Origin of the sequence: Haloterrigena salifodinae, assembly GCF_003977755.1 — an archaeon.
GTDB lineage: Archaea > Halobacteriota > Halobacteria > Halobacteriales > Natrialbaceae > Haloterrigena > Haloterrigena salifodinae.
Map to the genome: position 1 here is coordinate 765570 of NZ_RQWN01000002.1, position 24938 is coordinate 790507.

Here is a 24938-nt window from a genome sequence, read left to right on the forward strand (position 1 = left end):
ACTAGTCCACTATAGGAGAACGGCCACAACTAACGAGAAACCGTCGTTCGCGGCGAGGGAGAATACGATTACGGTGCACGAGTGAACACTCGCGAGAGGTACTGTACGCGAGCGTCCCTCGCCTCGCTCCGTTCCGTCGATTACTGTGCTGTCGTCTCCGCATCCGCCGTCGGCTCCGCATCGCCAGCGGCCGCCGTTTCGTCTTCGGCGTCTGACTCGAGGTCCCACCGGCAGGTGATCAACCAGTCGGCCCGGTCGTCGCCCGGGGCGATCTCGAGTCGGACCGGCCGCTCGAGGCCGGCAGCGAAGCCGACGGCGAGGAACGAGGGGATCGGATGATCGAAGCGGTCGATCGGGCCGAACGCGCTGTCGCTGACCGCGATCGTGGCGCGCCCGTCGCCGGCATCGACGTCCGACTCGGCGCTTCGCGCGAGTTCGAACTGCTCGACGAGGCCGTCGGTCAACTGGGCGGCCAGCGGCGCCGGGTCGGCGGCGGGGTCGCCGGTCAGCGCCCGTTCGAACGGCCGGAAGAGTTCGGCCCCGGTCGCCTCGAGCAGGAGGCCCCGGGAGTCGTCGTCGACGACGATCGGTCCGGCGCGCTCGTCGGGGAGCGAGTAGTCGGCGTGCTGGGGGACGTAGAGCCGGGCCGGTGCCGTCTCGCCGGGGAGGTACACCCGCTCGTCGCGGAGGCCGAGTTCGTCGCCGATCGCGGCGACGTTGGCGGTCGAGGCGGTATAGACGCGTTCGCCCACGTCGGCCGCGACGAACCGGCTGGGCGTGAGGTAATAGGTCAACAGGGCGCCGAAGAGCCCGGTCGCCCCGAGCGCGACGAGCACCTCCCGCGCGTCGGGGAAGGCGATGCTTCCCAGGGCGGCGACGATCCCGATCGCGGCGAGACCGATCGCGGTGGCCCGATACCGGGACTGGCGGGCGCGGACGTACTCCTCGCGCAGCCGTCGGTTCTCGTCGGCGAGGAGTTCGACCTGCGCGGCGAGTTCCCGGCGGTCGTCGTCGGTCGTCGCCTCCGTGTCGGTGACTGTCTCCGTCTCTGTCTCCGCGCCCGCGTCTTCGGCAGTGCTCGAGGCGGCTGTCGACGACGCGGACGGCTCAGTCGTGTCGATGTTGTTACTGCTCATGGGTCGGTGAATCGGCGTCGGCGTCTACGTTTGCGTCCGGCGGGGTGTCGACGGCGTCGGGAACGAGTCCGAGACTGACGAGCTCGTACCGGTGGAGGGCGTAGGCCGCGAGCGCGACGAGGAGGGGGAGCGTCCCCGCGGCGATCCAGATGGAGCGGGAGTCGGCGACGATCCAGCCCGCCCCAACGAACGCGATCGCGCTGGCGAGGACGACGACGGCGTCTCGCAGCACCGTCGGGGTCCGGACGACGGCGGCGAGCAGGACCGCGACGAACGCGAGTTCGACGAGCAGGAACGTCTCGAGACCGATCCCCTCCGTGAAGGCGGCCGCGAGCACGACGTGTCCGGCCGCGAGCGCGTACGGCGTTCCGAGCCCGTACCAGGTCAGCGCCGTTGCGAGCCCGGCCACCGCGCCGATCGGCCCGGCGAGGAGCGCCAGCGCCGCGGTGAGGACGGCGAGTGCACCGATCGTCGACCGGGGACGATCGCCCCGGGTCGCCGGGTCGGTCGTCGGGGTCGCGCTCATGCGCGCTCACCTCGAGCGCGGGCGCGTCCGTCCGAGAGGACCGTCGAGAGGCGATCCTGCGGGCCGACCTCGAGGGCGGTCACGCGGGACATCCGGGCGAGGTCGCGGCGCAGGTCCTCGAACTCGACGTAGCGATCGTAGGCGTCCTCGACGTCCGCGAGGCCGTCGGGCTCGTAGAGCACCGTCGGCGCGAGCAGCACCAGCACCGAGTTGCCGTTTCCGCGGGCGAGTTTGACCGTCTCACGGAGCTCCGCCGGCCGCGAGTCGTCGGTGAAGAGGATCGTCCACAGCCCCTCGGTGTTGCCGCTGTGGGATCGCCTGATGGTGCCGTAGAGCGGATCCGATTCGATGCGTTCGCGGTACCCCTCTCGCGCGGTGTAGAACGGGCGAAGGGTCGCGGCGAACCGGTCGTCGTCGTCACCGAGGCCGATGCGTTTCGCCCGAGCGTCGGCCGCGGTGAAGCCGCTGCTCCGGAGCGGCGGGGTCCGCCTCCGTCGGCTCTCCCGTCCGATTCCGTCGGCGGCCGACGGATCGACCGTCGGCTCGAGGTCGAGCAACCGACGCCGGATCCGATCGTACGCCACCGGCGTCGTCGTCGGGTCGAGGCGAAACGTGATCCCCTCGTCGCCGACGGTGCGCAGTCCGACGGGATCGCCGAGGCGGTGCGCGCTCGCGGCCGTCGCGAGCGCGACCTCGCGGAGGTAGTCGAGTTCGGTTTCGTCCGGTCGCCCCGTCGCCAGCGAGGCGCGGTGGTCGACGATCAGTAGCGTCCGCCGGTCGGTCTCGGCCTCGTACTCGCGGACGTGGGGCGTCGCCAGCCTGGCCGTGGCCTTCCAGTCGATCCGATCGGCCGTATCGCCGGGCATGTACTCGCGGAGTTCCGCGGGCTCGATCCCCGACCCGAGGCGACCGGCCTCGTGTTCGCCGTAGGCCATCGTGATCCGATCGCCGCCCTCGCCGACGTGGATGGTCCGCGGACCGCGGGGCTCGACGGTGACCGTCGGGGCCGTTCCGAGCGACACCGTCTCGCGGAGGAATCCGTCCGTCGCGGTCACGGTCGGTTCGTCGAATCGGTGGTGGCCCGCGGTCGGCCACGTGACGTCGACCGTTCGGGTGGTCGCGGACGTCGTCGGATCGAGGGACAGCGAGAGCGAGTCGTCGGCCGCGGCGGCCGTCGGGAGTCCGCCCTCGATCGCGACGGCGAGCGGCGACGGCGCGGCCAGCCTCGCCGAGAGCGTGACCGGGACGGTTTCGCCCGTTCGAATGCCAGTGCGGGCGGCCGACTGCTCGACGGCCAGCGCGTCGACCGTCTCCTCGAGCGTGCGGTAGAACCGATACTGGCGCGTGACGATCCACGAGCCGATCAGCCCGGCGCCGCCGAGGAGGAGCGGACGGGCAGTAACGACTGCGACGCCCGCGAGAAAGGCCGCGAGGGCAGCGACGGCCCACAGTCGACGCGTGGGTTTCATGTCCGACCGGTCTCCGTGAATCTTGTTGAAGGTATTGGTGTTCGGCGGCTGCAGCGAACGCGCTTGGCCGGCGCGCCCGCATCCGACTGCGCCGACGAGCGCGAGCTGTCACCCTCGCAGAGAGAATAGTTTTTTGTCGTGGGCAGTAAACTGAATCCCTGTGACAAACGCCGTCGGTCGAACGCTCGTCCTCGCCCTCCTGCTCGTCTGCTTCCCGTTGAGCGCGACGGGTGGCGGAATCGCCGCCGCTTCCGCGGGGAGCGTTGACGACGGCTCGGCACTGGCCAGCGTCGCGGCCCAACAGGAGTCGCCGGACGCCGACGGAGACACCGCGGACAACGACACCGTTCGCCACCGAAATCCCGACGAGTACGACGAAGGAGCCGACCAGGCCGAACTCGAGCGGTGGCTCTCCGACAAGCTGTCGGGACAGCTCGAAGAAGGAGCGATCCAGCTCAGCGAGGGCGAGGCCGACCTCGCGAGCCAGTTCGTCGGAGACGAGTACAGCGCCAGACTCGAGCAGTACGCCGAGGTGACTGGCGACGCCGAACGGGCCGAATCCTTCGACCAAGCGCAGAACGAGCAGAAGCGAATGACCGAGGCGGTCAGCGAGTACGAGAAGACGAAAGAAGAGTACGAGGCGGCGCGCGAAGCGGGCGACGAGGAACGCGCTCGCGAACTCGCCCGCGAACTCGAGTCGCTGGCCGAGGGAATCGGGAACTCGAGTCAGAACGTCCAGGACCACTACGACGCGATCAGCAACGACAGCGATATCGACCTGACCGACGCCGCCGAGGAGATCGAAGACGTAAACGAGGAGGTCCAGACCGAACAGGCGGCGGTTCGCGAGGAGTCGTTCGTCGAAACGGAACTGAGTATCGAGGCGACGTCCGAATACATTTCGTTTACCGACCCGCTCGACGCGAGCGGCACGATCGAAACCGAAGACGGAACGCCGATCGCGAACGAGGAGATCCGTCTCAAGGTCGGGAATCAGGAGATCCGAACCGAGACGGACGAAAGCGGGTGGTTCGATTTCGAGTACCGGCCGATCTCCGTGCCGCTGTCGGCCGACTCGGTGACGGTCGAGTACGTCCCCGAGAACGAATCGGCGTACCTCGGGAGCGAGACCAGCGTCCCGGTCGATATCGAACAGGTCGAGCCGACAATCGCGATCGATGACGTCGAGCCCGCCACCGTCGCGTACGGCGATCGCGTCGCCGTCGACTACGACCTCCGCGTCGGCGACGAACGGGTCGACGACGTCCCGGTAGTCGCCTCGATCGACGGGACGCCGCTCGGACTCTTCGGCTCCAGCAACGGGTCGACTACCGGGAACCCGACGGTGCCGGCGGACGTCCCCTCCGGCGAGCACGACCTCCGGATCTCCCTCCCCTTCGAGGATCGAGCGCTCGCGAGCGTCGCCGACTCGACGACGGTCACCGTCGCGGAAACGGAGCCCGAACTCTCCGTCTCCGCGAGTTCCACCGGCGAGCGGGAGGTCACGGTCAACGGCACGCTCGAGGCGACCGGCGGCGGGGTCGAGGGGCAATCGGTTCGACTTGTCGCCGACGGGACGGTTCTCGAGACGGTCTCGACGGACGCGGACGGCGCGTTCGGCGCCTCGGTCACGGTCCCTGAGGAGACGGCTACCGGCGAGGTGCAACTGGTCGCCGTCCACGACGACGAGGGGACCAACCTGGCGCGGACGGAGGCCACGACGACGGTCACCTTCCCGACAGCCGCCGACTCGCTGTTGCCCACGTGGGCGTGGCTGGCGCTCGGACTATTCGTCGCGGCCGTCGGCGCCGGCGGCTACTGGTATCGCAACCGAGCGTCGGAGCCGGCACCGGTGCCGACCGACCCGGACGAGGTCGACGACGCGCCGACGGCGGCCGGGACGCCCGACCCCGTCTCGTCTCGGACGCTCCTGTCGCGGGCGAGCGACCAGCTCTCGAGCGGCAATCCGAACGATGCGGTCCGGGACTGCTACGCCGCCGTTCGGCAGTCCCTCGAGTCGCGGTTCGCCGCGTCCGGTCCCCTGACCCACTGGGAGTTCTACCGCCGGTACAGCGACCGGTCGGCGGACGCCGAGACGGAGTCGGCCCCGCTCCGGGACGTCACCGAGGGGTACGAACGGGCGGCGTTCGGGCCCGACGGCGTCTCCGAACGCGAAGCCGAGGCGGTCCTCGAGCGGGCTCGCGAACTGTGTTCCGAGGCGACCCGGACTGGTCCGGCGGACGATTAGCGGACAGCGACGCTAGCGCACCGCTTGCGGCCGCAGCGCGTTTTATTATAGATGGTAAATCTAAGAATAGGGGGTGAAACGCCGGAAACCTATAAGTAACGTTCTGGAATAGGACCGGAGTAGATGGGTGAAACCACCGATTCGAATGCAACCCTCGATATCGAACAGAACGCACCGCGTGCAATCATCCACAAACAAATCCTCGATCACGCGGAAGCGAACCCGGACGAGTCGATGGAAGCGATCGCCGACGCCGTCAGCGGCGCTACGACGTCGACGGTCGAACGCGTCCTCGAGGAGTACGGCGATCCGGCGGCCGGCTCGGCGAGCGAGCCGGCGCCGACGGCCGACGCGGAACCGAACGGAGTCGAGAAAGCAATGACCGACGCGGAATCGGTGGATACCGAGCCGCTAGGAGACGACACCGCAACGCTGACGAACGAGACCGAGGTCGACGAACGGCCCTCGGATCCCGACGTCACGGTGACCGACGGCGGGGCGGCGTCGGAGACCGCCACCGCCGCAGTGACTGCCGATTCGACGACCGAGGAACCGGCACCGACCGACCGGAACGCGGCGCGCGACGGCGAACCCGAACTCCCCATCGACCGATCGACGCTGACCGAGAAACAACGCGAGACGTTGCGGGCGATCTACGACCATCCCGACGCGACGCAGGCGGAGCTCGCCGACAGGCTCGGCGTCAGCAGCCCGACGATCAGCCAGCGCGTCAACTCGATCGACGGCTTCGACTGGGCCGACCGAAACGCGCTCGTCGCGCCGCTGTTCGAGTCCGACGGCGAGGAGGACAAACGCATGCCCCACGCCGACGACAGCGACGACGGCCCCGACTCGAGTGAGCGGGACGGCGACGACGGATCCGCCGGGGACGCGACCGACGAGTCCCGCGACGAATCGAGCGACCGCACGCGGCGGCGGACCGACTCGTCCGCGTCCCGATCGGAACGAACGCCCGCGAACGCGATCGACCGGGCGGACGCGGATGCGCGACTGGCCGAACTGACCGACTGCGTCGACGAACTCGCCGACCAGCTGGCCGCGGTCGAGCGGGAACTCGAGGACCGCGAGCGAGGGACGACCAGCCGGGAGGGCGGCGCCGAGTCGTCGGTGCTCGCCGACCCCGAGCTCGCACACAAGATCGTCCACGCGTGCGTTCACTCCGATCGGATCAGCGAGGAAGAGGAACTGCGACTGCTCCGCGACGTCACCGCGGCCGGTGCGGCCACGAGGAGAGACGGAAATTCAACGAACTCCGTATAGGAATCCGACTCACTGACGTTTTCTGCCCGCCGTACTCGTCGGCTCGCAGCCGGTCACGACGGATGGACCTGCGCTACTTTCACTCGCGCTAGTCCCTCCACTAGTGCTAGAGTACTAGCGACCGAACTCGAGTGAGAGTCACTAGTGCACTAGTATCGCTAGTGCGATCGTGGTACCAGCGCTAGTCCGTCGGCTCCGATAGCGGTAGCGGTCGGGAGCCGGACGCCGATCGCTCGAGCGACGGCTGCGAGTGGCGACGACAGCGGGTTGTGGCGACCCGTCGCACGCGATGATCGGTTCGCTTTTGGGCACGTCCACAGTACGTAGCAGCCAATGGCTGAGACGCGATCACTGGTGGCACTGCTTCCGCGGCCGGTCCGGACGCTCCCGGCCGATCTCGCCGCCGTGTTCGCATTCGTGGTCCTGACGAACGTCGCCGCGCTCGCGCCCGTGCTCCGCGAGACGTCGCTTCGCGTCCCGCTCGGGCTCGCATTCGTCCTCTTTGTGCCCGGGTACGCGTTCATCGCGGCGCTGTTTCCCGAAGCCGGCGACGATCCGACCGCCGATCCGGAGGTCGACGGCGATAGCGACGGGGACCTCGCTGACGGTGCGAATCGCGGCCCGCTCTCGGCGGGTTCATTCCTCGACGATCGGTCGGGGATCGACGGCATCGAACGCGTCGCCCTCTCTTTCGGCCTCAGCATCGCCATTACCCCCCTGATCGGTCTCGTGTTGAATTTCACGCCGTGGGGGATCCGGCTGGTGCCGATCATGCTCGCCATCAGCGCGTTCACCGTCAGTGCGGCCGCCATCGCCGCCGTTCGCCGGTGGGAGCTTCCCACGGACGAGCGGTTCCGGGTGCCGTATCGCACGTGGTACACGGCGGGGCGCGCCGAACTGTTCGAGCCGGACACCCGCGCGGACGCCGCGTTGAATGTTGTGTTGGTCCTCTCCCTGCTGCTCGCGGTCGGCAGCGTCGGCTACGCGGTCACGGCGCCGCCCGACGGCGAACAGTTCTCGGCCGTCTACCTCCTCACCGAGGACGACGACGGCGAGCTCACGGCCGATAACTACCCGACCGAGTTCACGCAGGGTGAACCCAAGGAGATCGTCCTCGGGGTCGACAACCACGAACACCGGACCGTCGACTACACCGTCGTGCTGGTCGAACAGCGGGTCTCGGTCGAGGACAACGAGACGACCGTCGAGGAGCAACGCGAACTCGACCGGTTCGAGACCCGGCTCAGCCACAACGAGAGCTGGCACCATCAACACGAACTCGAGCCGACGATGACCGGGGAGAACGTTCGCCTCGTCTGGCTGCTCTACCCCGGCGGGGACGTCCCCGAGGAGCCGTCGGCGGACACGACGGAGTACTCGGCGCACCTCTGGGCCAACGTGAGCGAGGAGTGAGAGCTTCCCCGAGCAGGGTTTCTGCCGTGACGTTTCGGAAGCGATCGGATTGGTCGCTGTCGATCAGCCCGAACGGTGGCTGTTCGAATTCGGCCTCGATCCGTCGGCCGAATGATCGAGTATCCAGGTTCAACGGAAGATGGATCAAAGCCAAGTGAATTCGGCGCGGATCTTGACGCGTCAGCGGCCCAATCAGTGAGCGGAACCGTACCGATTCGTTAGCGTCGGCGACCTCGAGGGTGTCGGCGGCAACTAACCCGCGTCGCGGGACCGCGATTTACTTTTTGAAGCGGCGGTCGCAGCTATTCGGTGATGTGCTCGAGGCGAGCGTACCGACTGGTGCGCCAGCCGGCGACGGCGGCGCCGAGCGTGCCGACGACGACCGCGATCGCCCCGCCGGCGAGGTAGACGATCGGCGGCGTCCGCAACAGGTTCTCGAAGCCGACCAGCGAGGCGGCGAGGTGGTTCAAGGCGAACGCGGCCGGGGGCGTCGCGAGCAGTCCGAGGAGGCCGCCGCAGAGCCCGAGCACGATCCCCTGGCCGCTGATAATCCCCGTGAGGAGCCACCGCGAGAGTCCGAGCGCGCGCAACGCCGCCAGCTCCCCGCGCTGTCGGGACGCGACCAGCGCCAGGAGGTTGACCGTCAATACCACGCCCGCGACGACGGCGAGCACGACGAGGGCGGTCCCGCTGGCCAGCAACAGGACCTGATCCTCGAACATCGACTCGAACTGTTCCTCGCTCGTGCGCACGTCGTACTCCGGATGCGCTTCCTGTATCTCGTCGCTGACGGCGCCTCGGTCGGCGCCGGGAGCGACGGTCGCGGTCACAAAGGCCGCGCGATCCGACCCCGTCGTCCCGGTGATCTCCTGGAGTTCGCTCAGCGGCATCGTCGCGGTCGTGGTCCCCAGGAACTGCGAGTACGATGAGGAAATCCCGACGACGGTAAACTCCTCTTCGGCCGCGGTCGACGGACTCGTCCCGACGTAAATCGTGTCGCCGACCTCGAGGTCGAACCGCTCGGCCATGCGCGGGTCCACGATCACTTCGCGGGTCATCGGCCCGTCGTAGTCGCCCTCGCCGTAGTGGACGTCCCCCTCCGAGAAGCCGTCGCCCTCTTCGAGGGTTAGCCCGCCGTGTTCGCTCGGCACCCCGACGCCCGAGACGAGTTCGAGCTCCGACGGCTCCGGCTCCGTGCCCACGTAGATCGCGTGAAACGCGATCGGCGACGCGCTCTCGACGTCCTCGCGCTCCTCGACGTCGGCCGCGAGTTGATGGGAGTCGGCGATCGGGTTCTCCATGCCGCCGCCGGCCGTGAGCTCGACCGCACCGCCCGAGATCCAGACGTCCTGATCGGCCTCGTCGAACCGATCCTGTCCGGTCTCGAGGACGCCGAGGCCGAGCCCCGCGAGCAGGGTCACCGCGAGGACGGCCAGCGCAATCGCGACGATCACCAGTACGGAGCGACCGATCTCGTGGCGGAGCTGGGCCGCCGAGAGGCGCGCGGTCGCGGCGAGTTTGCGGAGTCTGTGAGCCATGATTACTGTCTGAGTTCGGCGACGACGTCCGTTTTCGTCGTGAGGTACAGCGGATAGGGCAACGCGAACAGGCCGGCGACGACGGCGATCGCGAGCGCGTACGGGACGAACAGCGGGTCGGTCGTCGCGATCGGCGACGACGTCACCGTCGATGTCGCGATCCAGTTCGTGACCGCGACGCCCGCGTAGCCGAGCGCGATCCCGACCACGGCGCCGACGACCGTCAGCGTCAGCGTCATCACGGCGACGACGGCGAGCCGCGACCGGCCGGGGAAGCCGACCGCCGAGAGGACGGCGAGCGTCTGGCGTTCGCGTTCGACGAGCAGCCCCGTCGCGGTCGTGACGAACAGCGTACAGATGCCGATCCCGACGATCAGCGTGATGAGGCTCGTCGCCAACGCGAGGTCGTCGTCCTGCAGCGCGGCCAGCCCGGGCTCGGTTCCCGACTCGACCGTCGCGTTCGGATACGTCTCCTCGATCGCCTCGTGAGCGCCGTCCGAGTCCGTGCCCACGAGCACCTGATCGGCCAGATCCTCGTCGTCGGCGCCGGTCAGCGTCTGGAGTTCGCTCAATCGGAGGACCACCACCGGGAGGCCGTCCGAGAGGCTCGCGGTGTCGGCCTCCTCGATGGCGGTCACCTCGTAGGTTCCGGCGCTGGCGTTGGCGGTCATCTGCGACCCCCTGACCACCAGCGACGCCTCCTCGGACGCATTGAGCTGGTCGGACGCCGCCGTCGAGAGGACGACGTCGCCGGTCTGGGGGCCGTCGTAGCTCCCGTTCGCGTAGTGGGGATCGCCCGGCTCGAGGGGCGCCGTCGGGACGCCGCCGACCGGTGGCGACGACTCGCGCGGGACGACGCCGACGGCCATGACGTTCACCGACTCCTCGCCCTCGGGCGATCGGGCCTGGACGACCTCCATGAGCACCGGCGTCGCGTAGTCGACGTCGGCCCGGTCGTCGATCGTCTCGGTTCGGTCGTGGACGTCGCTGAGCCGCGGCCCCTCGACCCCGACAACCGGGGAGAAGGTGCCGCCCTCGTGGGGTACGACGCGGAGGTCGGCCTCGTTGTCGTCGGCCGTCGTGTCGCCCGCGAGCGCGACACTGATCCCGGTGACGGTCACGAGCAGCGCGATCGTGATCGCGACGAGACCGACCGTCACGGCCGTCCGGCGCGGCGTCCGTCGGGCCTGCGTGGCGATCCGGCCGGCGGCGAAGCGAACGAGGGCGAGCCAGCGGCCGACCCTCGTGCGCTCGGTCGACTCCTCATCGACCATCGTCGACCACCGCTCCGTCGAGAAGGGAAATCGCGCGCTCCGTGCGGTCGACCGCCCGCTCGTCGTGGGTCGCTAGGACGACCGTGCGCTCGGCGGCGGCGTCGACGAGATCGTCGAGGACGGCCATCCCCGTTTCCGTGTCCAGTTCTCCCGTCGGTTCGTCGGCCAGAATCACGTCGGGGTCGGTCACCAGCGCGCGGGCGATGGCGACGCGTTGCCGTTCGCCGCCGCTGAGTTCGCCGGGCCGGTGGGTGGTTCGGTCGCCCAGCCCGACCTGCTCGAGCCGGCGTTCGGCTCTTCGGCGTCGTTCCGCTCGGCCGTAGCCTAACTGCACGAGCGGCAGAGCGACGTTCGCGACGGCCGTCAGCGACGGCAGGAGGTGGAACTGCTGGAAGACGAGGCCGACCCGCTCGCGGCGGAGTCGGGTTCGTTCGCGTTCGGAGCAGGCGGTGAGATCGTCCCCGAGGAGTTCGACGGTCCCGTCGTCGGGCACGATCAAGCCGGCGAGTACGTGCAGGACCGTCGACTTCCCGCTGCCGCTGGGCCCGATCAGCCCGACGACCTCGCCGGTCTCGATCTCGAGGGAGACGTCCTCGAGGGCGGTGACCGACCGATCGGAACCGGATCCGATCCAGCCGGACCGCCCATCGTACTCGTGGATGACGCCGTCACAGCGGATCGTGACGGATCGACCGGGCGATACGTGGGCGTCGCTCCTCGAGGACGATTCGCTTGCCATGTTCGAGTGGGACGATTATCACGTCCACCCCTTCGGCCATAGTTTGCATCCACCTAACTTGGCGCGGGAGAACGCAATCGTCAGGTCCGGGGCGCCATCGTCGGTTGTCTCTCGTTCAATTGTGGGTCTCGACCGCCGAAACTGCACTTCCGTCTGATCCGGATTCGGCGGCCATTACGCGAGCCGTACGTTACCGTCACAACATTGATAGCTCAGTAGCTCCCCCGAATTTTTCTCGAGTACGACCTTTCGATTAAGCCCGCCCCCTCCACCATTATCTCTGGTTACGGATGTCCTAACTCCGCCGAGCGAATAAATATTATATTGAGAAACATTCATTAGTGCTTACTGTAACTGTTGTAGTATGGGGGAAAATCTCGAGCAGCAGCTGACAGCTGTCTGTCCGGAGTGTGGCGACGAACGATCCATCAAACAAACCGTCCCGTGGCAACCTGATATCTGTACCTCGTGCGGGTCGAATATTCCGGATTCGAACGCGTGATCCGACGGACGGGGTGAGAGACGTGCGGTAGCGGACAGGCAGGAGGATGGCTTTCCAGCGCCTGCGACGACGAACGGCACAGCGACTGCGACAGCGATCGTCTCGAGGATGATCGGTACGAACAGTGCCTGGCGTCGTCGCCGTACTGTGGACTCTTCGGCGTCGATTGACGGACTCGAGTAGCGCGTGCCTCGGTCAGCGATCCGCGGGCGTCAGCAGGGCGATCCGACGCACGGTCGTAATGCAGGCGCCGACCAGCGTCCCGGCGACCGCGAGCGCCAGCAGACTCGGCCAGTCGACGAGCGGCACGGGCGGGGACGCCTCGAGGACGACCCGCGCCCACAGCGGGAGGACGAGTACGATTCCGACCACCCAGGCGACGAGCCCCAACTGGAGTCCGAGCAGCGAGCCGACGAACGGCCGGCGTGCGTAGCGGTCCGGGACAGCCACCGCGACGGCGTAACTCCCCGCGACGCTCGCGACGAGCAGCAGGGCCGCGCTGGCGAGCGTTCCGTCGGCGCCGACCAGCGCGGCCACGGTCTCGACGCGCCCAGTCGCGGACAACATCGTGCCGACGATCGCGGCCGCGGCCAGCGCTGCAACGGGGATGCCGAGCCTCGAGACAAACCGTTTCGTGTGTCGCGCTCGCTCCGGGTCGGCCCGAGCGGCCGCCGTGAAGCCGCCGACGGCGAGGCAAAACAGGAGGATCGACCCGGCGATTCCCGCGAGGGGGCGATCTCGAACGGCCTGGCTGTCGAGCGCGTAGTGAAAGGCGAACGGAGCCGCCCAGAGGGAGTTGTGTAACGCGTAGAGTTGCGATCGGAACACCGGCGCGACGTTGTGGAGGTCCGGGCCCAGCCCCCACACGCCCCCCGCGAGGACGAGCCACAGATCTACCCGTCGGACGCGCTCGTCGTGCAACGCGACCGGTGTCGCGAGAACGAGCAGTATCGACGCGCCGACGAGGAAGTGGACGATCGCGGGTGCCATAGGGACAGGCCTCGAGACGAGGTCAGCGGGAGTGCGTCGAGAACAGTGGTAAGTGTCATGCGTGCAATCGTAAGGCTTAGATTGGGCAGCGGTTGATTCGTCGACAACCATGGGACTCAGTCTCACCTAATAGTCTTGGCAGAACGACTATCTTCTCGAGATACATATCACCGGGCGGCGAGGACGTAATCGTGGCCCTCGCTCGCGACGCCGCGATGTGGGCCGTCTCGCGGTGGTGTGTCGATCGACACTGGTGTGTCGCGTGCGATGCAGCCCACATTCGCCAACTCGCTTCCAGTACTATTTGTGTGTCGATCGTCCGTCAATTATGTCTCGACGCGACAGGCTACCGGTCGGGTCTGATGCACTCCTGCGGGACTCGAGCGAACGCTCGGTGCGACCGTCGCGGCGGCGCCGACAGCACGCGCGAGCACAAGCCACTCGTGATCTGGCGGCGGACCGTCCGGTATGGTGGACGAGCAGCCCGCACGCGACGGTGAACCGGGGCGGTACGAGTCTGCCGACCGCGATCGACTGGCGCCGTTGGGGTCGCCGGGTGGGGCGGCAGCGGCGGCGTCGATCCTCTGGGGGCTCGTCGCCTACGTGACCACGGGGTCGCTACTCGTGGCCGTGCTCGTGACGCTCGCCGCGCTCACGACGCTCGAGGCGATCGCTGGGTTCACGAGCGAATGGCTCGAGTGAGCGTCCGGGTCGGTGACTCGGGGCGGTCTCATCTCGTCGTGTGGGTGCCAGTGGCTTTTTGCCCGTGGTCATTGTTCTCACGCGGATAGGGTATGTAGTTCAGTCCGGAAGAACGGCTGAACCGTTGCACCGGTCGGGCGAGGGACGTGAGTCCGCGCGGCACGTCGCTTCGCACTTGGGGGAGCATTCGTACAGCGTCGGTCAGCAGGCCCGAGGTTCGAATCCTCGCATACCCACTCGCGAGACGGCGAGTCGTTCGGCCAGTGCGATCGGTTGGCAGTGCTACGCGTCCGATTCGGACGGTCCAACCGTGGGGATTTCGACGGCCGACTCGTCGGTCTCGTTCTTCTTCTTGCCCGTCGGCGAGTAGTGTTCTCGCACGTACTCCTGCCCGAAGGGATGCTTCAGGAGCCCCCAGTAGGTCATCGTCCGTTCGATTCGGCCCAGCACTCGTTTGCGAACGCTCATGGCCCTACGAGGTGACGACAGCGACTTATCCGTTCGCAGCGTTTCGGACCGCGTATCGAGCCGTGAGTCGTCGGATCTCTCGAGTCGGCGGTCGGTTTCAGTGGAAAATGGTGCTATCGGAGCCAGTCAGCGGCGCGTGTCGTGAGCCGCGTGGCTCCGTACCGGAGCAGTGCTATTCGGTGTAGGGTTCGCAGACCTGTTCGACGCCCTCCTCGAGGGAGATCTGGGGTTCCCAGCCGGTTTCCTCGTGCATCTTGCTCGAGTCGGCGCAGGTGTCGTGGACGTACACTGAGTCGGGAATCGGGTTCTCGACGTACTCGGGGTCGATGTCGGTGCCGAGTTCGTCGTTGAGCATCTCGACGAGTTCGTTGAAGCTGTAGGCCTCGCCGGTGCCGAGGTTGTAGACGCCAGTGAGTTCGTGCTCCGCGGCGAGTTCGAGGCCGCGGACGATGTCGTCGACGTGGGTGAAGTCTCGCGTCTGGGTGCCGTCGCCGTAGAGGGCGGGCGCGTCGCCGCCGTCGAGGTCGTCGGCGAACTGGGCGATCACGTTGGCGTACTCGCCCTTGTGTTCCTCGGCGCCGCCGTAGCCCTGGTAGACCGAGAAGAAGCGCATCCCAGCGACGTCCATGTCGTAGTGGTTCGCGAAGTACTCGCCGTAGCGCTCGCGGGCGAGTTTGGAGGCCTCGTAGCCGGTGTTGACCGCGACCGGCATGTCCTCCGGCGAGGGGTCGGTCTGGCTCCCGTAGATGGAGGACGTGGAGGCGTAGACGACGGTGTCACAGCCGTCCTGGCGGGCCTGGTCGACGACGTTGACGAATCCCTCGACGTTCACGCGAGCGCCCGTCGTGGGGTCCTCCTCGTGCATCGCGTACGACGAGAGCGCGGCGAGGTGGAAGACGACGTCGACGTCCGTCGGGAGGTCGTCCTCGAGGACGCTTCGGTTGCGGTAGTCGACGGACGACTCGAGGTTTTCGGCCGTGCCGAGGTACTCGTCGTCGATCGCGACGACGTCGTTGTCTTCGGCGAGGTAGTTCGCCAAATTGGACCCGATAAACCCTGCTCCGCCCGTTATCAGGACGCGCTGGTTCTGCATGTCAGCACAACTGGCAGCCACCTACGAGAACGCTACGGTCTTCAGCCGTCCGTGAGTCTCGTCCGTGTTGACGGGAGGACTCGTTGCGAGTGGTGCTTCACCAGGACGAAAGAAGAAGCGGGGACCGGTTTCGGGCGCTACCAAAGCTGCGCGGTAGGCGTCTCGCAGTCCTCGCAGACAACGGCGTTCTTCCCCTTGTAAACTCCCTGCACGAGCTCGCCTTCATCGCAGAACGTACAGCTTTTACCCTCGAGCGCGTCAACTACCGGATGCACGGCGACAGTCCCGTCTACGGTTTCTTGCATATTATCGTACACATCGTAACTTGACGTGTTAAATCCATGGGTTAACCCGGATAGTATCCGCTTGCTCCCGACTATTTGTTTTATTTACACCTATTGTGTTTTTGAAACGGCTCTGTATGGATATATCCACTTTTCCCCCGATCTCAGCTTGACCACTTTCCAGACGAATACCCCATAATCATTCTTATTTGAGGTATTCACTGACCGATTACTCTCGCTCCGATACTTTTATCAATATGATTATTGATACTGCTGTGTTCTCACTTCAACGAGATCCGTGACCGTCTCTGACGTCGCTATCGAGATGTTACCGCAGTGTCGTATTGTCGCGGGAGCGATTAGTGCGCTAGTACCCAACACTAGCCTAGTTATTTTTTGTGAAATATGAATAGCTACTGTTAAGAGGCCGGTTCTGTACTAGACAGATCATGCGAGGGAGCTGAAACGAACTCATCCATGGCTTCAAAATCACACTCGGACGGTTCTACTTCGGCAGAGCAGACTCCGGAGGCGGAGCAGGTCCTCGAGCATCGGTCGGCGGACGAACTCCTGGTCGGTCGCGACAGCGACATTAACCCGGAGTTGTCCGTCGTGATGCCGACGTTGAACGAGGAGGAGGGAATCGAAACCTGTATCGGCTGGATCAAGTCGGCCGTCGAGGAGTTACAGCTGCCGACGGAGATCATCATCAGCGACAGTTCGACGGATCGAACGCCTGAGATCGCCCGCGAGATGGGTTCGATCGTCGTCGAGCCCGACCAGCCGGGGTACGGCTACGCGTACCGCTACGCCTTCGAGCGCGCCCGGGGCGAGTACATCGCGATGGGCGACGCCGACACGACTTACGACTTCAAGGACATTCCGCGCCTACTCAGCCACCTCGAGGAGACCGGCGCGGACATGGTGATGGGCAGTCGCCTCGAAGGCGAAATCAGACCCGGCGCGATGCCGACATTGCATCAGTACATCGGTAATCCGCTGCTCACGAAGTTCCTGAACCTATTTTACCGGGCCGGCGTGAGCGACGCCCACAGCGGGTTCCGCGTGTTCCGCCGGCAGGCCCTCGACGAGATGAACCTCGAGACGACCGGGATGGAGTTCGCCTCCGAGATGATCATGGAGGCCGGCGCAAAGGACCTCGTGATCGAGGAGACGCCGATCATCTACCACGAACGCGAGGGCGAGGAGACCCTCGAGAGCTTCCGCGACGGCTGGCGCCACGTCCGATTTATGTTGGTTAATGCGCCGGGCTACCTGTTCTCGGCGCCCGGCCTACTGATGAGCCTACTCGGGATGGCCGTGATGGGCATCGCGTACAGCGATGTCTCCATCGGCGAGGCGAGCCTGGGGATTCACTCGATGATCGCCGGCAGCCTGCTGACGATCGTCGGCTATCAGGTAGCGAGTCTCGGCGTGTTTGCTGCTGTTACCAGTGACCCGATCCAGAAGCCCGAGGACCCGATCACGGAACACGTGATCGGCTCGCTGTCGCTCGAGCACGGTGCGACGGCCGGTCTCCTGATATTCGCCGTCGGCGGACTGTACGGCGCGGGCCTGGTCTACCAGTGGGTCTCGAACGGATTCATGTCGCTCGAGTTCACGATGGGGGCGCTGGTCGCCTTTACCGCGATCGTCATCGGCCTCCAGACCGTGTTCTCGTCGTTCTTCCTGAGTTCCGTCGACCGGTAGCGCTCGAGCACGTCGGTCGGTGACTTTTTGCGTTCGTTCTGGTTCTCACGCGAGTCGGGAGTCTGTAGTTCAGCCCGACAGCACGGCTGAACCGTTGCCAACAGTCGGTCGTACAGCGCCGGTCAGCAGGCCCGGGATTCGAATCCTCGCATACCCATCTCTGGTAGCAGTTGAATGCGGAGGTGTACTCGAGGAGAAGTAAGGTACATTCGAGGTACTAGTCGGATACTCGAGGTACTAGTGTGATCGATTTGGCGACCCACGCTGTCTCACGATCCAGTTATACGACGAATCGCCGGCTCGGTGCCGACGCGTTTACGGAGCCCCACCCGTTCGAACCACTCGTCTAACGTGTCGATTCTGCGGCGCGTAACCGAGGTCACGATTCGCTCTGTCCTCGAGTCCTCCCGTCTTCGTCAGCGAGTGGAAACGGTTTCCTCGAGCGTCATCTCCGGTCCGACGAGGGCGGACTCGATGTCCGTCGCGCGAATCACCGTCTCCGTATCGATTACCGATCGTTCGATCGTGCAGTCGGCGATCGTGGCGTCGGGGAAGACGACGCAGTTCCGGAGGGTCGCGTCGGTGACTCGGGCGCCCTCCATGACGTGTACGTTCGGGCCGATCGTCGTCCCCTCGAGCGACGCGTCGGGGTGGATCGCACTGTCGCCGTCGAACCGCCAGGCGACGGCGTCGAGGTAGCTCTCGGGCGTCCCGATGTCGTACCAGGCGCCGTCGAACGTGAACGCGTCAACGCGCTCCCGGTCGACGAGCCACTGGACGAACCAGCCCGGCTCGTCGGGATTGTTCTCTCCGGCCAGATACGTCTCGAGTAAGTCGAGGTCCTCTGCGCGGAACCCGTAGCAGGCGACCGACACGAGCGTGCTCGGCGGGTCGTCGGGTTTCTCCTCGAAGGCGACGATCTCGCGGCCGTCGTCGTCGAGTTCGAGCACGCCGTAGGACGTCGCGCGGCCGTAATCGCCGACATCGTAGGCGGCGAGCGTCGGTGTTTCTCGTTGACGGAAGAAGTCGACGAACTCGCTGACGTCGAAGCTGAGGAGGTTATCGCCCGCGATCACGATCGTGTCGTCCGAGAGGTTCTCGCGGTCCACGAGCTGGGCGAGGGCTCCGATGACGCCGAACTTCTCGTCCTCGTCGGTCGTGTCTTCGATCGAGAGCTGCGGTTTCTGGTAGTCGTGGGTTTCGAGATGGTCTTCGAACGCGTCCGCGAAGCGTTCGTTCGTCGAGACGTAGACGTCGTCGATTCGGGCGTCTGTCTCGAGGTCCTCAAGGACGTCGCCGATCACGGTCGTGTCGCCGACCGGGAGGAACATCTTGGGTCGGTGTTTCGTGATCGGCCAGAGTCGTGTCGCGTAGCCGCCGGCGAGTACAATTGCGTCCATTGGTGGGGATTCTCCATCGCGTGAAATCCATCCCCTATTTGATATACGTTGGTCTTCAGTGATCATCCTAGTACCGCCGTCAAAGCGACCTGATCGTGTCCGTCCATCGTACCGATTGCAAAACGTTACTAAGTGGTAGTTTCACATGTAACTATTTGAGCCAGCCCCTTATATATGGTATCTCAATCGGTAATTTTTCTTCAACGAAAGAAAGAACTACCCCATCTTCTGGTTGAAGGCCACCCGCGATAATTACAACTAGGATAGAAATAACACCTAAGAATGGAATAGACAATATAACAATTACTCCCGTTGGGTCTATAATATTCTTTGTCAACATAAGGAGGGGCAAAAGTACTACTGGAAGTGCTGAGAAGGTCCTCTTTGAGTATTTTGATATAGGGCTCACCTGGAATTTATATTCTAGAATTATATAGACGAATAGATTTAATGCAATAAATGAAACGGCTGATGAGATAGCTGCACCTGTGTGGCCATACCTTGGTATCAGGTAAAAATTCATACATACATTAACAACAAACGCAAGTATGTTAGAATACATAACGTATTTCGTATAACCGAATGCGGAGATCGTTTCTCGGTTTCTGCCGGCAGCAGCACTGCTGAAAAATCCTAATGAAAGTATTGATAACGACAACCCAGCTTGTGAGTAATCTGAACCCCAGAAGAAAGTGAGTATTTGGCCTGGGAACAATAGGAATATTGCAAATGCGGGAAATGTAATTATATATATCCACTTCGTAGTTAACTCATAGACTGCTTCAGTCTCGTCTCGACTATCTTCTGCATCGAGGCGTGACGCTAGGGGAAGATAGAGAAATCCAAACGAAGATAGTACTAGTTGGAGTCCTGCCGCGATAGGATATGCTGCACTATAGAGTCCCGCTTCAGTAGCGGTTCGGAAATATCCAATCATAATCGTATCGGTTCTAGTTAGTAGAATAGACATGACCATTGAGACAATGAGAGGGGCAGAAAATAGTACGAGTTCTCGAAACCGCCAATTGATGGCTCCTGTAAGCGAAAAAAGTTTGTTCAGCAGATAGAGAGCGACCACAGCGGTGATCAGTGCTCCCATAACATAAGCGATTGATGGTGCAACTGTTCCTACGCCGATCAGAAAGAGGATCCCTAATAATCCGATACGTGCGAGTGGATACAGGAGATCGTGTGAATATGTCCGATAAATAGTGTTCTCTTCACCGCGGATTCCACTCACAGCCATTTTTAAAGCAGTTAGAAATGGGATAGTTAGTAAAAATATCCGGAGAAGAGTGGTATATTCTGTACCATCAAGTAGAATAACCGACAACTCTTCCGCAAAGACGAAGAGACTACTGGTAACTACGATTGATAGTAGGGTTGCAATTAACATCCCACTAGCCCAGACCCCTCGTCTCTTTGATATTGAATCAAATCGAGACATGTACCGTGGAACCCCCTGGGTTAATCCGAACATTGAGGTTGTGGCAGCTAATGTAACGATTGCAAGACAGATACTTACTGTACCATACTCCGAGGGCCCTAGAACACGTCCGATGATCACTCTCTCCACTAAGCCAGAGACCGAACTCAAGACAGTGCCGATGAGTATGAGTGTTGCACTTGAAAGGAGAGTTTCGATATCTTCAGCATCGGGCATAATCTAGGCGTAACCGAGATCTTCTAATTGTTGGCGAACCTCATCCGAAACACCACTTAGATCTTGTTCAGACCCCATTTTCTTTCGATCTATATCCTCAACCAATTTTTCTAGCTGTTCGTTTGCTTCTGCCGTTGTGAGTGATCCAGAAACCCTTAGTCCTTCATCATGCGTTTGATAGACGTAATCTGATGATGAGGAGATGAATCCATCTAATGCTGTATCACGTGGTTCATACACTTCCGTGTTGACTCCCTCCCGTTCAAATTGATCTCGATGCCAGTGGAGAAATCCGCGATACTCGAAGAGTCGACTCTTAGATTCAGGCTCATCAAGCAGATCTTGGCCACGCGACTCGACATTGATTCCAGCGAGTTCACAGGCTGTTTTATGAACGTCAAGAAGACTTACAATAGTGTTTTCTGTTTCGTCTTCAATATCATCCCCGCTGATTACTAATGGGACGTGAACGAGCTCAGGGTAAAGGCCGTAACTATGATTCCACATCCCAAATTCTCCTAACATTTCGCCATGATCTGATAGTGTTATAATGTAGTCGAAATCTTTCTTAAGTTCCTGAAAGATATTTTGATATACATCAGACAGGTATGCACATGCATCTGTATATGCTTGTTTAATTTCTTCCTCATTATCTACATTTTCGGCGAAAGCATCTGCAACGACTACGTCAACTGGAACATCACAATCCGTATATCTTTTAGGAGGGTTATATGGTGTATGCGCATCCATTAAATTTATATATAGAAATTCCTCCCCTTCATAATTAGTTTGTTTGACCCTTTCATGGATGTTCTCTGCACCATTCTCTGTAACGCCATAAGCAGTCTTCAAACCAGAAATTATTGATTTAGTAGTGTTTTTATCCGATTTGATGCAGTGCTTCACTGCATTTATATATTTTAGGAAGCCCTCTTTATCATTTTCTGCGTAAAATTTCTGCCAATCAACTAGTTCTTCACTCCCTGGTTTAAGATGTGAAGGACCTACTGTATTATCAAATCCGCGAGTCCAACCCGGCCACATGTATATATTCGGGTTTGCAGACATCATAGATGTAGTATATCCTTCTGCTGAAAATACTTCTGCGATTGTTTTATCTTCGCACTCCAAAAATACATCTGTTGATTGAACTCCAACTTCACTAGCATATTTCCCCGTATATAAGGAAGCATGAGCAGGAATAGTCCAATGCGATGTTGAGTAGGCATTTGTGTATTTTTTGCCCTTTAACCATCCAAAGTGCTCCTGGAATGAGTCATACCGGAGCGTGTCTAAAACGACAATAGCGATACTATCCATACTAAAAATACCAATTCACATCGTATATGTATTTTCCTATGTCGATATCATGGACTTAGTTTGATCGCGACCGGTAGTAATAATAGTCAGGAAGTCTTTTCCAGTACTAATGAATGATTCATCCCACACAAATCATTCCTCTATAGAGTTTTTTGACCGGTCTTCAAATCCCGATATATCTGTTGTGATTCCAACGGTACCATCTAGTGACCACACCAGAATTATTAAAAAACTATCAACTCAGGATTTTGATTGGGAATATGAGATAATAGTGGTGAATGATAGTACTGTTAATGCCTGTGAAGCAAGAAATATCGGCCTCATGACTGCAAATGCTGAAATAGTTGCCTTCACGGATGATGATTGTTCTCCTATAGACAATTGGCTATCCACCATTTATGAGAAATTTCACAAGGAAGATCTAATTTGCCTTGAAGGCCAAGTAACTGGTTCATTAAATTATACTGGATCTAGAGGCTACTTGACATCAAATCTGGCTGTTGAGCGCTCAGAAGCTCTTTCTGTCGGTGGGTTCAGAAGCAAATATTCTGGCTGGCGAGAAGATACAGAATTCGGATGGCGAATGGAACGTGATGGTGATGGTAGTTGTATGTACTCAGATGAGTTGATAGTAGAGCATCCAACACGGCCGCGTGCAGAATACAACCATGAAAAAGAAAAATTATTGCGGAAAGAGTACCCCCATAGATATAATGCGGTGATGAATAAGTCAATTACCAATCGGCTTTTCCGGATTGTTCAAAGAACTGGACTATTTGAAAAATATAAAAGAATTGCATACAATGACCGGTAAGGTGACTACCAAGAAGGATTCTTTCTTTTGGGATTGGAGGGTCGCTGTTTCTACTGCCCTAGTTTTATTAACAGTCCCAATAATTTTCATTACCATCCTCTCCCCCACTAGTTTTTACCGAGATGTGTATTTCTATGCAGATGAGTATATGATACGTCAGATTATTTCCCATGGTGAGGTCCAATCAAACATTCATATGTACGATAATCCAAATATTGTTTTAGATAATTGGGGGAAAATAGCCACACGAGAAAAACTACCGGTCTTGCCAATTCTATTGTCACAATTATCGTTAGTAACTAACCTCCCAGCCAATCTATTCTATATAGCCTTTCCAGGATATATTTTCATAACACTCTGTTATTTTCTGTTCTTTAGGAAAATATTTGATAATATGTTCCTTGCGACAATACTCTCAGTATTAGGAAGTTTAGCCCCAAATATACCAGTGAACTATACGATGAACATCACAATTGCCGCCAATGGAATTATTCTCCTTTCTGTATATTTATTATACCGCATCATTTCAAAAGATTCATCGTTCGTGACACCTATGGCTGAAATTGTCTCTCTTTGCATATTTTCAACTGCGTTATTCTTTTGGTATCCCCCTCACTTTGGAGTGGTTCTTAGCGTGCTACTGGTTATTTTCTTACTATCGTTCTTCATAGACACTCGTCAAGTAGTTCCGCTCCTGATACCAATATCTATCTGTATATTAACATTCATTCAAATATTTGAAATCCCTTTATCAACATACATACACTACATTCAAATAAGTATCGTGAGAGTTGTGAGTTTGAATATCGGATCGCCAGTGTCTGGGCAAACATCCCCAATACCGACCGCAATTCAACCCCAGTATTATAGCTTGATTCCACTTATTATTTTAATCCCACTTGGTGGATACGGAGGAGTTATTGCTTTGAAACATACATTAGCAGTACTTCAGCATCAGAAATTCGATTTAGTCCCTGTTATCGCTATCAGTTGGGGATTCGCAATTCTTGGTATAGCTTTGTTCTATCTTTCATCTGGAGAGGCATTTCTCACAGGTCGCCCTTTCCAGTTATCGATACCTGTGATAATGTTAGGTACTGCATTCGGCCTTAATCGAGTATCGTCAAAATCAAAGATCTGGGCTTGTTTAGTACTACTTGTGCTGGCGCTCCTCATGGTGTCTAGTTTTTATCTTCAATCTTCCGATATGCGAAACGACATCCAGACATATGGAGCTGGTGCGGAGGAAAGTGGTAAGTGGACAAGTTCCTACGCACAGGGTAGACTGATTTCAGATATTGGATCAGGAGCACCGAGTGCTAGTTCTGGGTATTTGAATATAGTTCATCCAGATAATAGCTCAGAACTCTCAGCTTCGTTTTATTCAAGCAATCACAGCGAATATAACAGATACATACATTCAAAAGACGCTTCTGGAAGTATTTTGTCTAGTAGGATGTATAATAAAGGCATATTTGCATTAGGACTCCCTCAAAGACCAACTGATAGACACGTAATAGAATCTAGGAGAGATCAATCGAATACTGTTTATTCTAATGGGAATTATTGGATAGTTTATAATAGATAATAAAATATCCAATACTTGGCACTGCCTAGTTCTGCACCTCCTCGACTGGCACGCTTCCGTCGGGAGCTTGATGCGGTCATTGGTGGTTGTAGTAATGCACGAGCTATTCAAGCCATTCTCGGACGCTCGACCGACTGCCCACCCACGAGTTATGGAAGCGGTCGATCCGAATCTTGAGGGTATGAAACCACTTTTCGATGGGGTATCGGTCAGTATAGTTGACCCGACCGCTCAATCCAACTTGGAGAGAGCAGTCCGATAGTCAAATTGATCGGCGAGAAACTCAGCCTCGGAGAGATCGTGTTTCTCACGGAATTTCTGCAGAAACGTAGCCGCGGATCAGTGCCATGTCGACTGAACAACGCAACGTCGAAAATCAACGCTGTCTCGATGTCTATTGCAGTATATAGCCAAGATCATTCGCCGTTGATCTTGATAGCGGTTTCGTCGACAGCGACACACGACAGCGAAGCCGTTCTCAGAACGCTTTGCGTTCTGATGGGCCGCACGAGAGCTTTGCTCTCGTGGACGTCGGCGGGTCGCGTCCTCTATCAGCCAGCCGACGAACCCAGCTCCAAACTGCTCCGTGAGAGCGTTCAACGCCTAATTCAGTGAGAATCGTTGTTGTCTCTCGAAGCGAACAACCAGTCTGATGGAGGCGGACGGCGAACACCCTGACGGGCGTCGCCGTCCGCTCATTATTCCAAAGTTCTTCTAAATTCGCCTCGTAGCTCTCACTGAGCAGGTCTGCGAGCATCCTAACTAATTCACTCAACGACC

At 60.3% G+C, this 24938-nt stretch carries 20 protein-coding genes, 1 tRNA gene and 1 pseudogene; 8 read left to right on the forward strand and 14 right to left on the reverse strand.

Annotation, left to right across the window (positions count from 1 at the left end; translation table 11 throughout):
- Positions 1-140: 140 nt before the first annotated feature.
- Genes EH209_RS12405 through EH209_RS12415 form a run of 3 tightly spaced genes read right to left on the reverse strand, consistent with a single transcriptional unit; the run spans position 141 to position 3131 of the window.
- A complete protein-coding gene (locus tag EH209_RS12405) occupies positions 141-1136 on the reverse strand; it encodes a hypothetical protein (RefSeq protein WP_126663191.1) in 996 nt (331 codons plus the stop codon).
- A complete protein-coding gene (locus tag EH209_RS12410) occupies positions 1126-1662 on the reverse strand; it encodes a hypothetical protein (protein ID WP_126663192.1) in 537 nt (178 codons plus the stop codon). Before EH209_RS12410 ends, EH209_RS12405 begins: the two co-directional genes overlap by 11 nt.
- Positions 1659-3131 carry a DUF58 domain-containing protein gene (locus EH209_RS12415; protein WP_126663193.1) on the reverse strand — a complete coding sequence of 491 codons (1473 nt, stop codon included), beginning with the start codon at positions 3129-3131 and terminating at the stop codon, positions 1659-1661. The genes EH209_RS12410 and EH209_RS12415 overlap by 4 nt, the downstream gene beginning before the upstream one ends.
- Positions 3132-3291: 160 nt before the next feature.
- Here EH209_RS12415 and EH209_RS12420 point away from each other — a divergent pair, with 160 nt between their 5' ends.
- From EH209_RS12420 to EH209_RS12430, 3 genes are all read left to right on the forward strand, one after another.
- Positions 3292-5379: a DUF4129 domain-containing protein gene (locus tag EH209_RS12420; protein ID WP_126663194.1), complete on the forward strand. Its 2088-nt coding sequence runs from the start codon at positions 3292-3294 to the stop codon at positions 5377-5379.
- A gap of 123 nt (positions 5380-5502) precedes the next feature.
- A complete protein-coding gene (locus EH209_RS24055) occupies positions 5503-6660 on the forward strand; it encodes a winged helix-turn-helix domain-containing protein (RefSeq protein WP_211338355.1) in 1158 nt (385 codons plus the stop codon).
- A gap of 333 nt (positions 6661-6993) precedes the next feature.
- Positions 6994-8073 (forward strand): DUF1616 domain-containing protein, encoded by a 1080-nt coding sequence (locus EH209_RS12430; protein WP_126663195.1) that lies wholly within the window; start codon positions 6994-6996, stop codon positions 8071-8073.
- A 302-nt stretch (positions 8074-8375) separates the two neighbouring features.
- Here the strand turns inward: EH209_RS12430 and EH209_RS12435 are convergent, their stop codons facing one another.
- From EH209_RS12435 to EH209_RS12450, 4 genes are all read right to left on the reverse strand, one after another.
- Entirely contained in the window at positions 8376-9611 is a 1236-nt protein-coding gene (locus tag EH209_RS12435; RefSeq protein ID WP_126663196.1) for an ABC transporter permease, read from the reverse strand.
- A 2-nt stretch (positions 9612-9613) separates the two neighbouring features.
- Entirely contained in the window at positions 9614-10885 is a 1272-nt protein-coding gene (locus EH209_RS12440) for an ABC transporter permease (protein ID WP_126663197.1), read from the reverse strand.
- Positions 10875-11624, reverse strand: coding sequence for an ABC transporter ATP-binding protein (locus EH209_RS12445; RefSeq protein WP_126663198.1), 750 nt, complete (start codon positions 11622-11624; stop codon positions 10875-10877). The genes EH209_RS12440 and EH209_RS12445 overlap by 11 nt, the downstream gene beginning before the upstream one ends.
- A 697-nt stretch (positions 11625-12321) precedes the next feature.
- Positions 12322-13116, reverse strand: coding sequence for a hypothetical protein (locus tag EH209_RS12450; RefSeq protein ID WP_126663199.1), 795 nt, complete (start codon positions 13114-13116; stop codon positions 12322-12324).
- A gap of 468 nt (positions 13117-13584) precedes the next feature.
- Between EH209_RS12450 and EH209_RS12455 the strand changes: the two genes are divergently transcribed.
- Both EH209_RS12455 and EH209_RS24060 read left to right on the forward strand, forming a co-directional pair.
- Positions 13585-13818 carry a hypothetical protein gene (locus tag EH209_RS12455; protein WP_126663200.1) on the forward strand — a complete coding sequence of 78 codons (234 nt, stop codon included), beginning with the start codon at positions 13585-13587 and terminating at the stop codon, positions 13816-13818.
- A gap of 88 nt (positions 13819-13906) precedes the next feature.
- Positions 13907-14054 (forward strand) — tRNA-OTHER (locus EH209_RS24060).
- 46 nt (positions 14055-14100) lie between these two features.
- Here the strand turns inward: EH209_RS24060 and EH209_RS12460 are convergent.
- From EH209_RS12460 to EH209_RS24065, 3 genes are all read right to left on the reverse strand, one after another.
- Positions 14101-14286: a hypothetical protein gene (locus tag EH209_RS12460; RefSeq protein WP_126663201.1), complete on the reverse strand. Its 186-nt coding sequence runs from the start codon at positions 14284-14286 to the stop codon at positions 14101-14103.
- A 172-nt stretch (positions 14287-14458) separates the two neighbouring features.
- Positions 14459-15379, reverse strand: coding sequence for an NAD-dependent epimerase/dehydratase family protein (locus EH209_RS12465; protein WP_126663202.1), 921 nt, complete (start codon positions 15377-15379; stop codon positions 14459-14461).
- Between the two features lie 137 nt (positions 15380-15516).
- Positions 15517-15684, reverse strand: a complete 168-nt coding sequence (locus EH209_RS24065; protein ID WP_164722039.1) for an HVO_A0556 family zinc finger protein — start codon at positions 15682-15684, stop codon at positions 15517-15519.
- 456 nt (positions 15685-16140) lie between these two features.
- On the opposite strand from EH209_RS24065, the gene EH209_RS12470 reads away from it, so the two are divergent.
- Entirely contained in the window at positions 16141-17373 is a 1233-nt protein-coding gene (locus EH209_RS12470; protein ID WP_126663203.1) for a glycosyltransferase family 2 protein, read from the forward strand.
- A 416-nt stretch (positions 17374-17789) separates the two neighbouring features.
- Here EH209_RS12470 and EH209_RS12475 read toward each other — a convergent pair whose 3' ends face one another.
- From EH209_RS12475 to EH209_RS12485, 3 genes are all read right to left on the reverse strand, one after another.
- Positions 17790-18773, reverse strand: coding sequence for a sugar phosphate nucleotidyltransferase (locus EH209_RS12475; protein WP_126663204.1), 984 nt, complete (start codon positions 18771-18773; stop codon positions 17790-17792).
- 151 nt (positions 18774-18924) lie between these two features.
- A complete protein-coding gene (locus tag EH209_RS12480) occupies positions 18925-20436 on the reverse strand; it encodes a flippase (RefSeq protein WP_126663205.1) in 1512 nt (503 codons plus the stop codon).
- A 3-nt stretch (positions 20437-20439) separates the two neighbouring features.
- Entirely contained in the window at positions 20440-21756 is a 1317-nt protein-coding gene (locus tag EH209_RS12485) for a sulfatase-like hydrolase/transferase (protein WP_126663206.1), read from the reverse strand.
- A gap of 109 nt (positions 21757-21865) precedes the next feature.
- Between EH209_RS12485 and EH209_RS12490 the strand changes: the two genes are divergently transcribed.
- Positions 21866-22570, forward strand: coding sequence for a glycosyltransferase family 2 protein (locus EH209_RS12490; RefSeq protein WP_126663207.1), 705 nt, complete (start codon positions 21866-21868; stop codon positions 22568-22570).
- The gene (locus EH209_RS12495) at positions 22560-24158 is read left to right on the forward strand and encodes a hypothetical protein (protein ID WP_211338356.1); all 1599 of its coding nucleotides are present in this window, start codon (positions 22560-22562) and stop codon (positions 24156-24158) included. The genes EH209_RS12490 and EH209_RS12495 overlap by 11 nt, the downstream gene beginning before the upstream one ends.
- Positions 24159-24234: 76 nt before the next feature.
- Here EH209_RS12495 and EH209_RS12500 read toward each other — a convergent pair.
- Positions 24235-24915, reverse strand: a pseudogene (locus tag EH209_RS12500) (IS6 family transposase).
- Positions 24916-24938 lie beyond the last annotated feature (23 nt).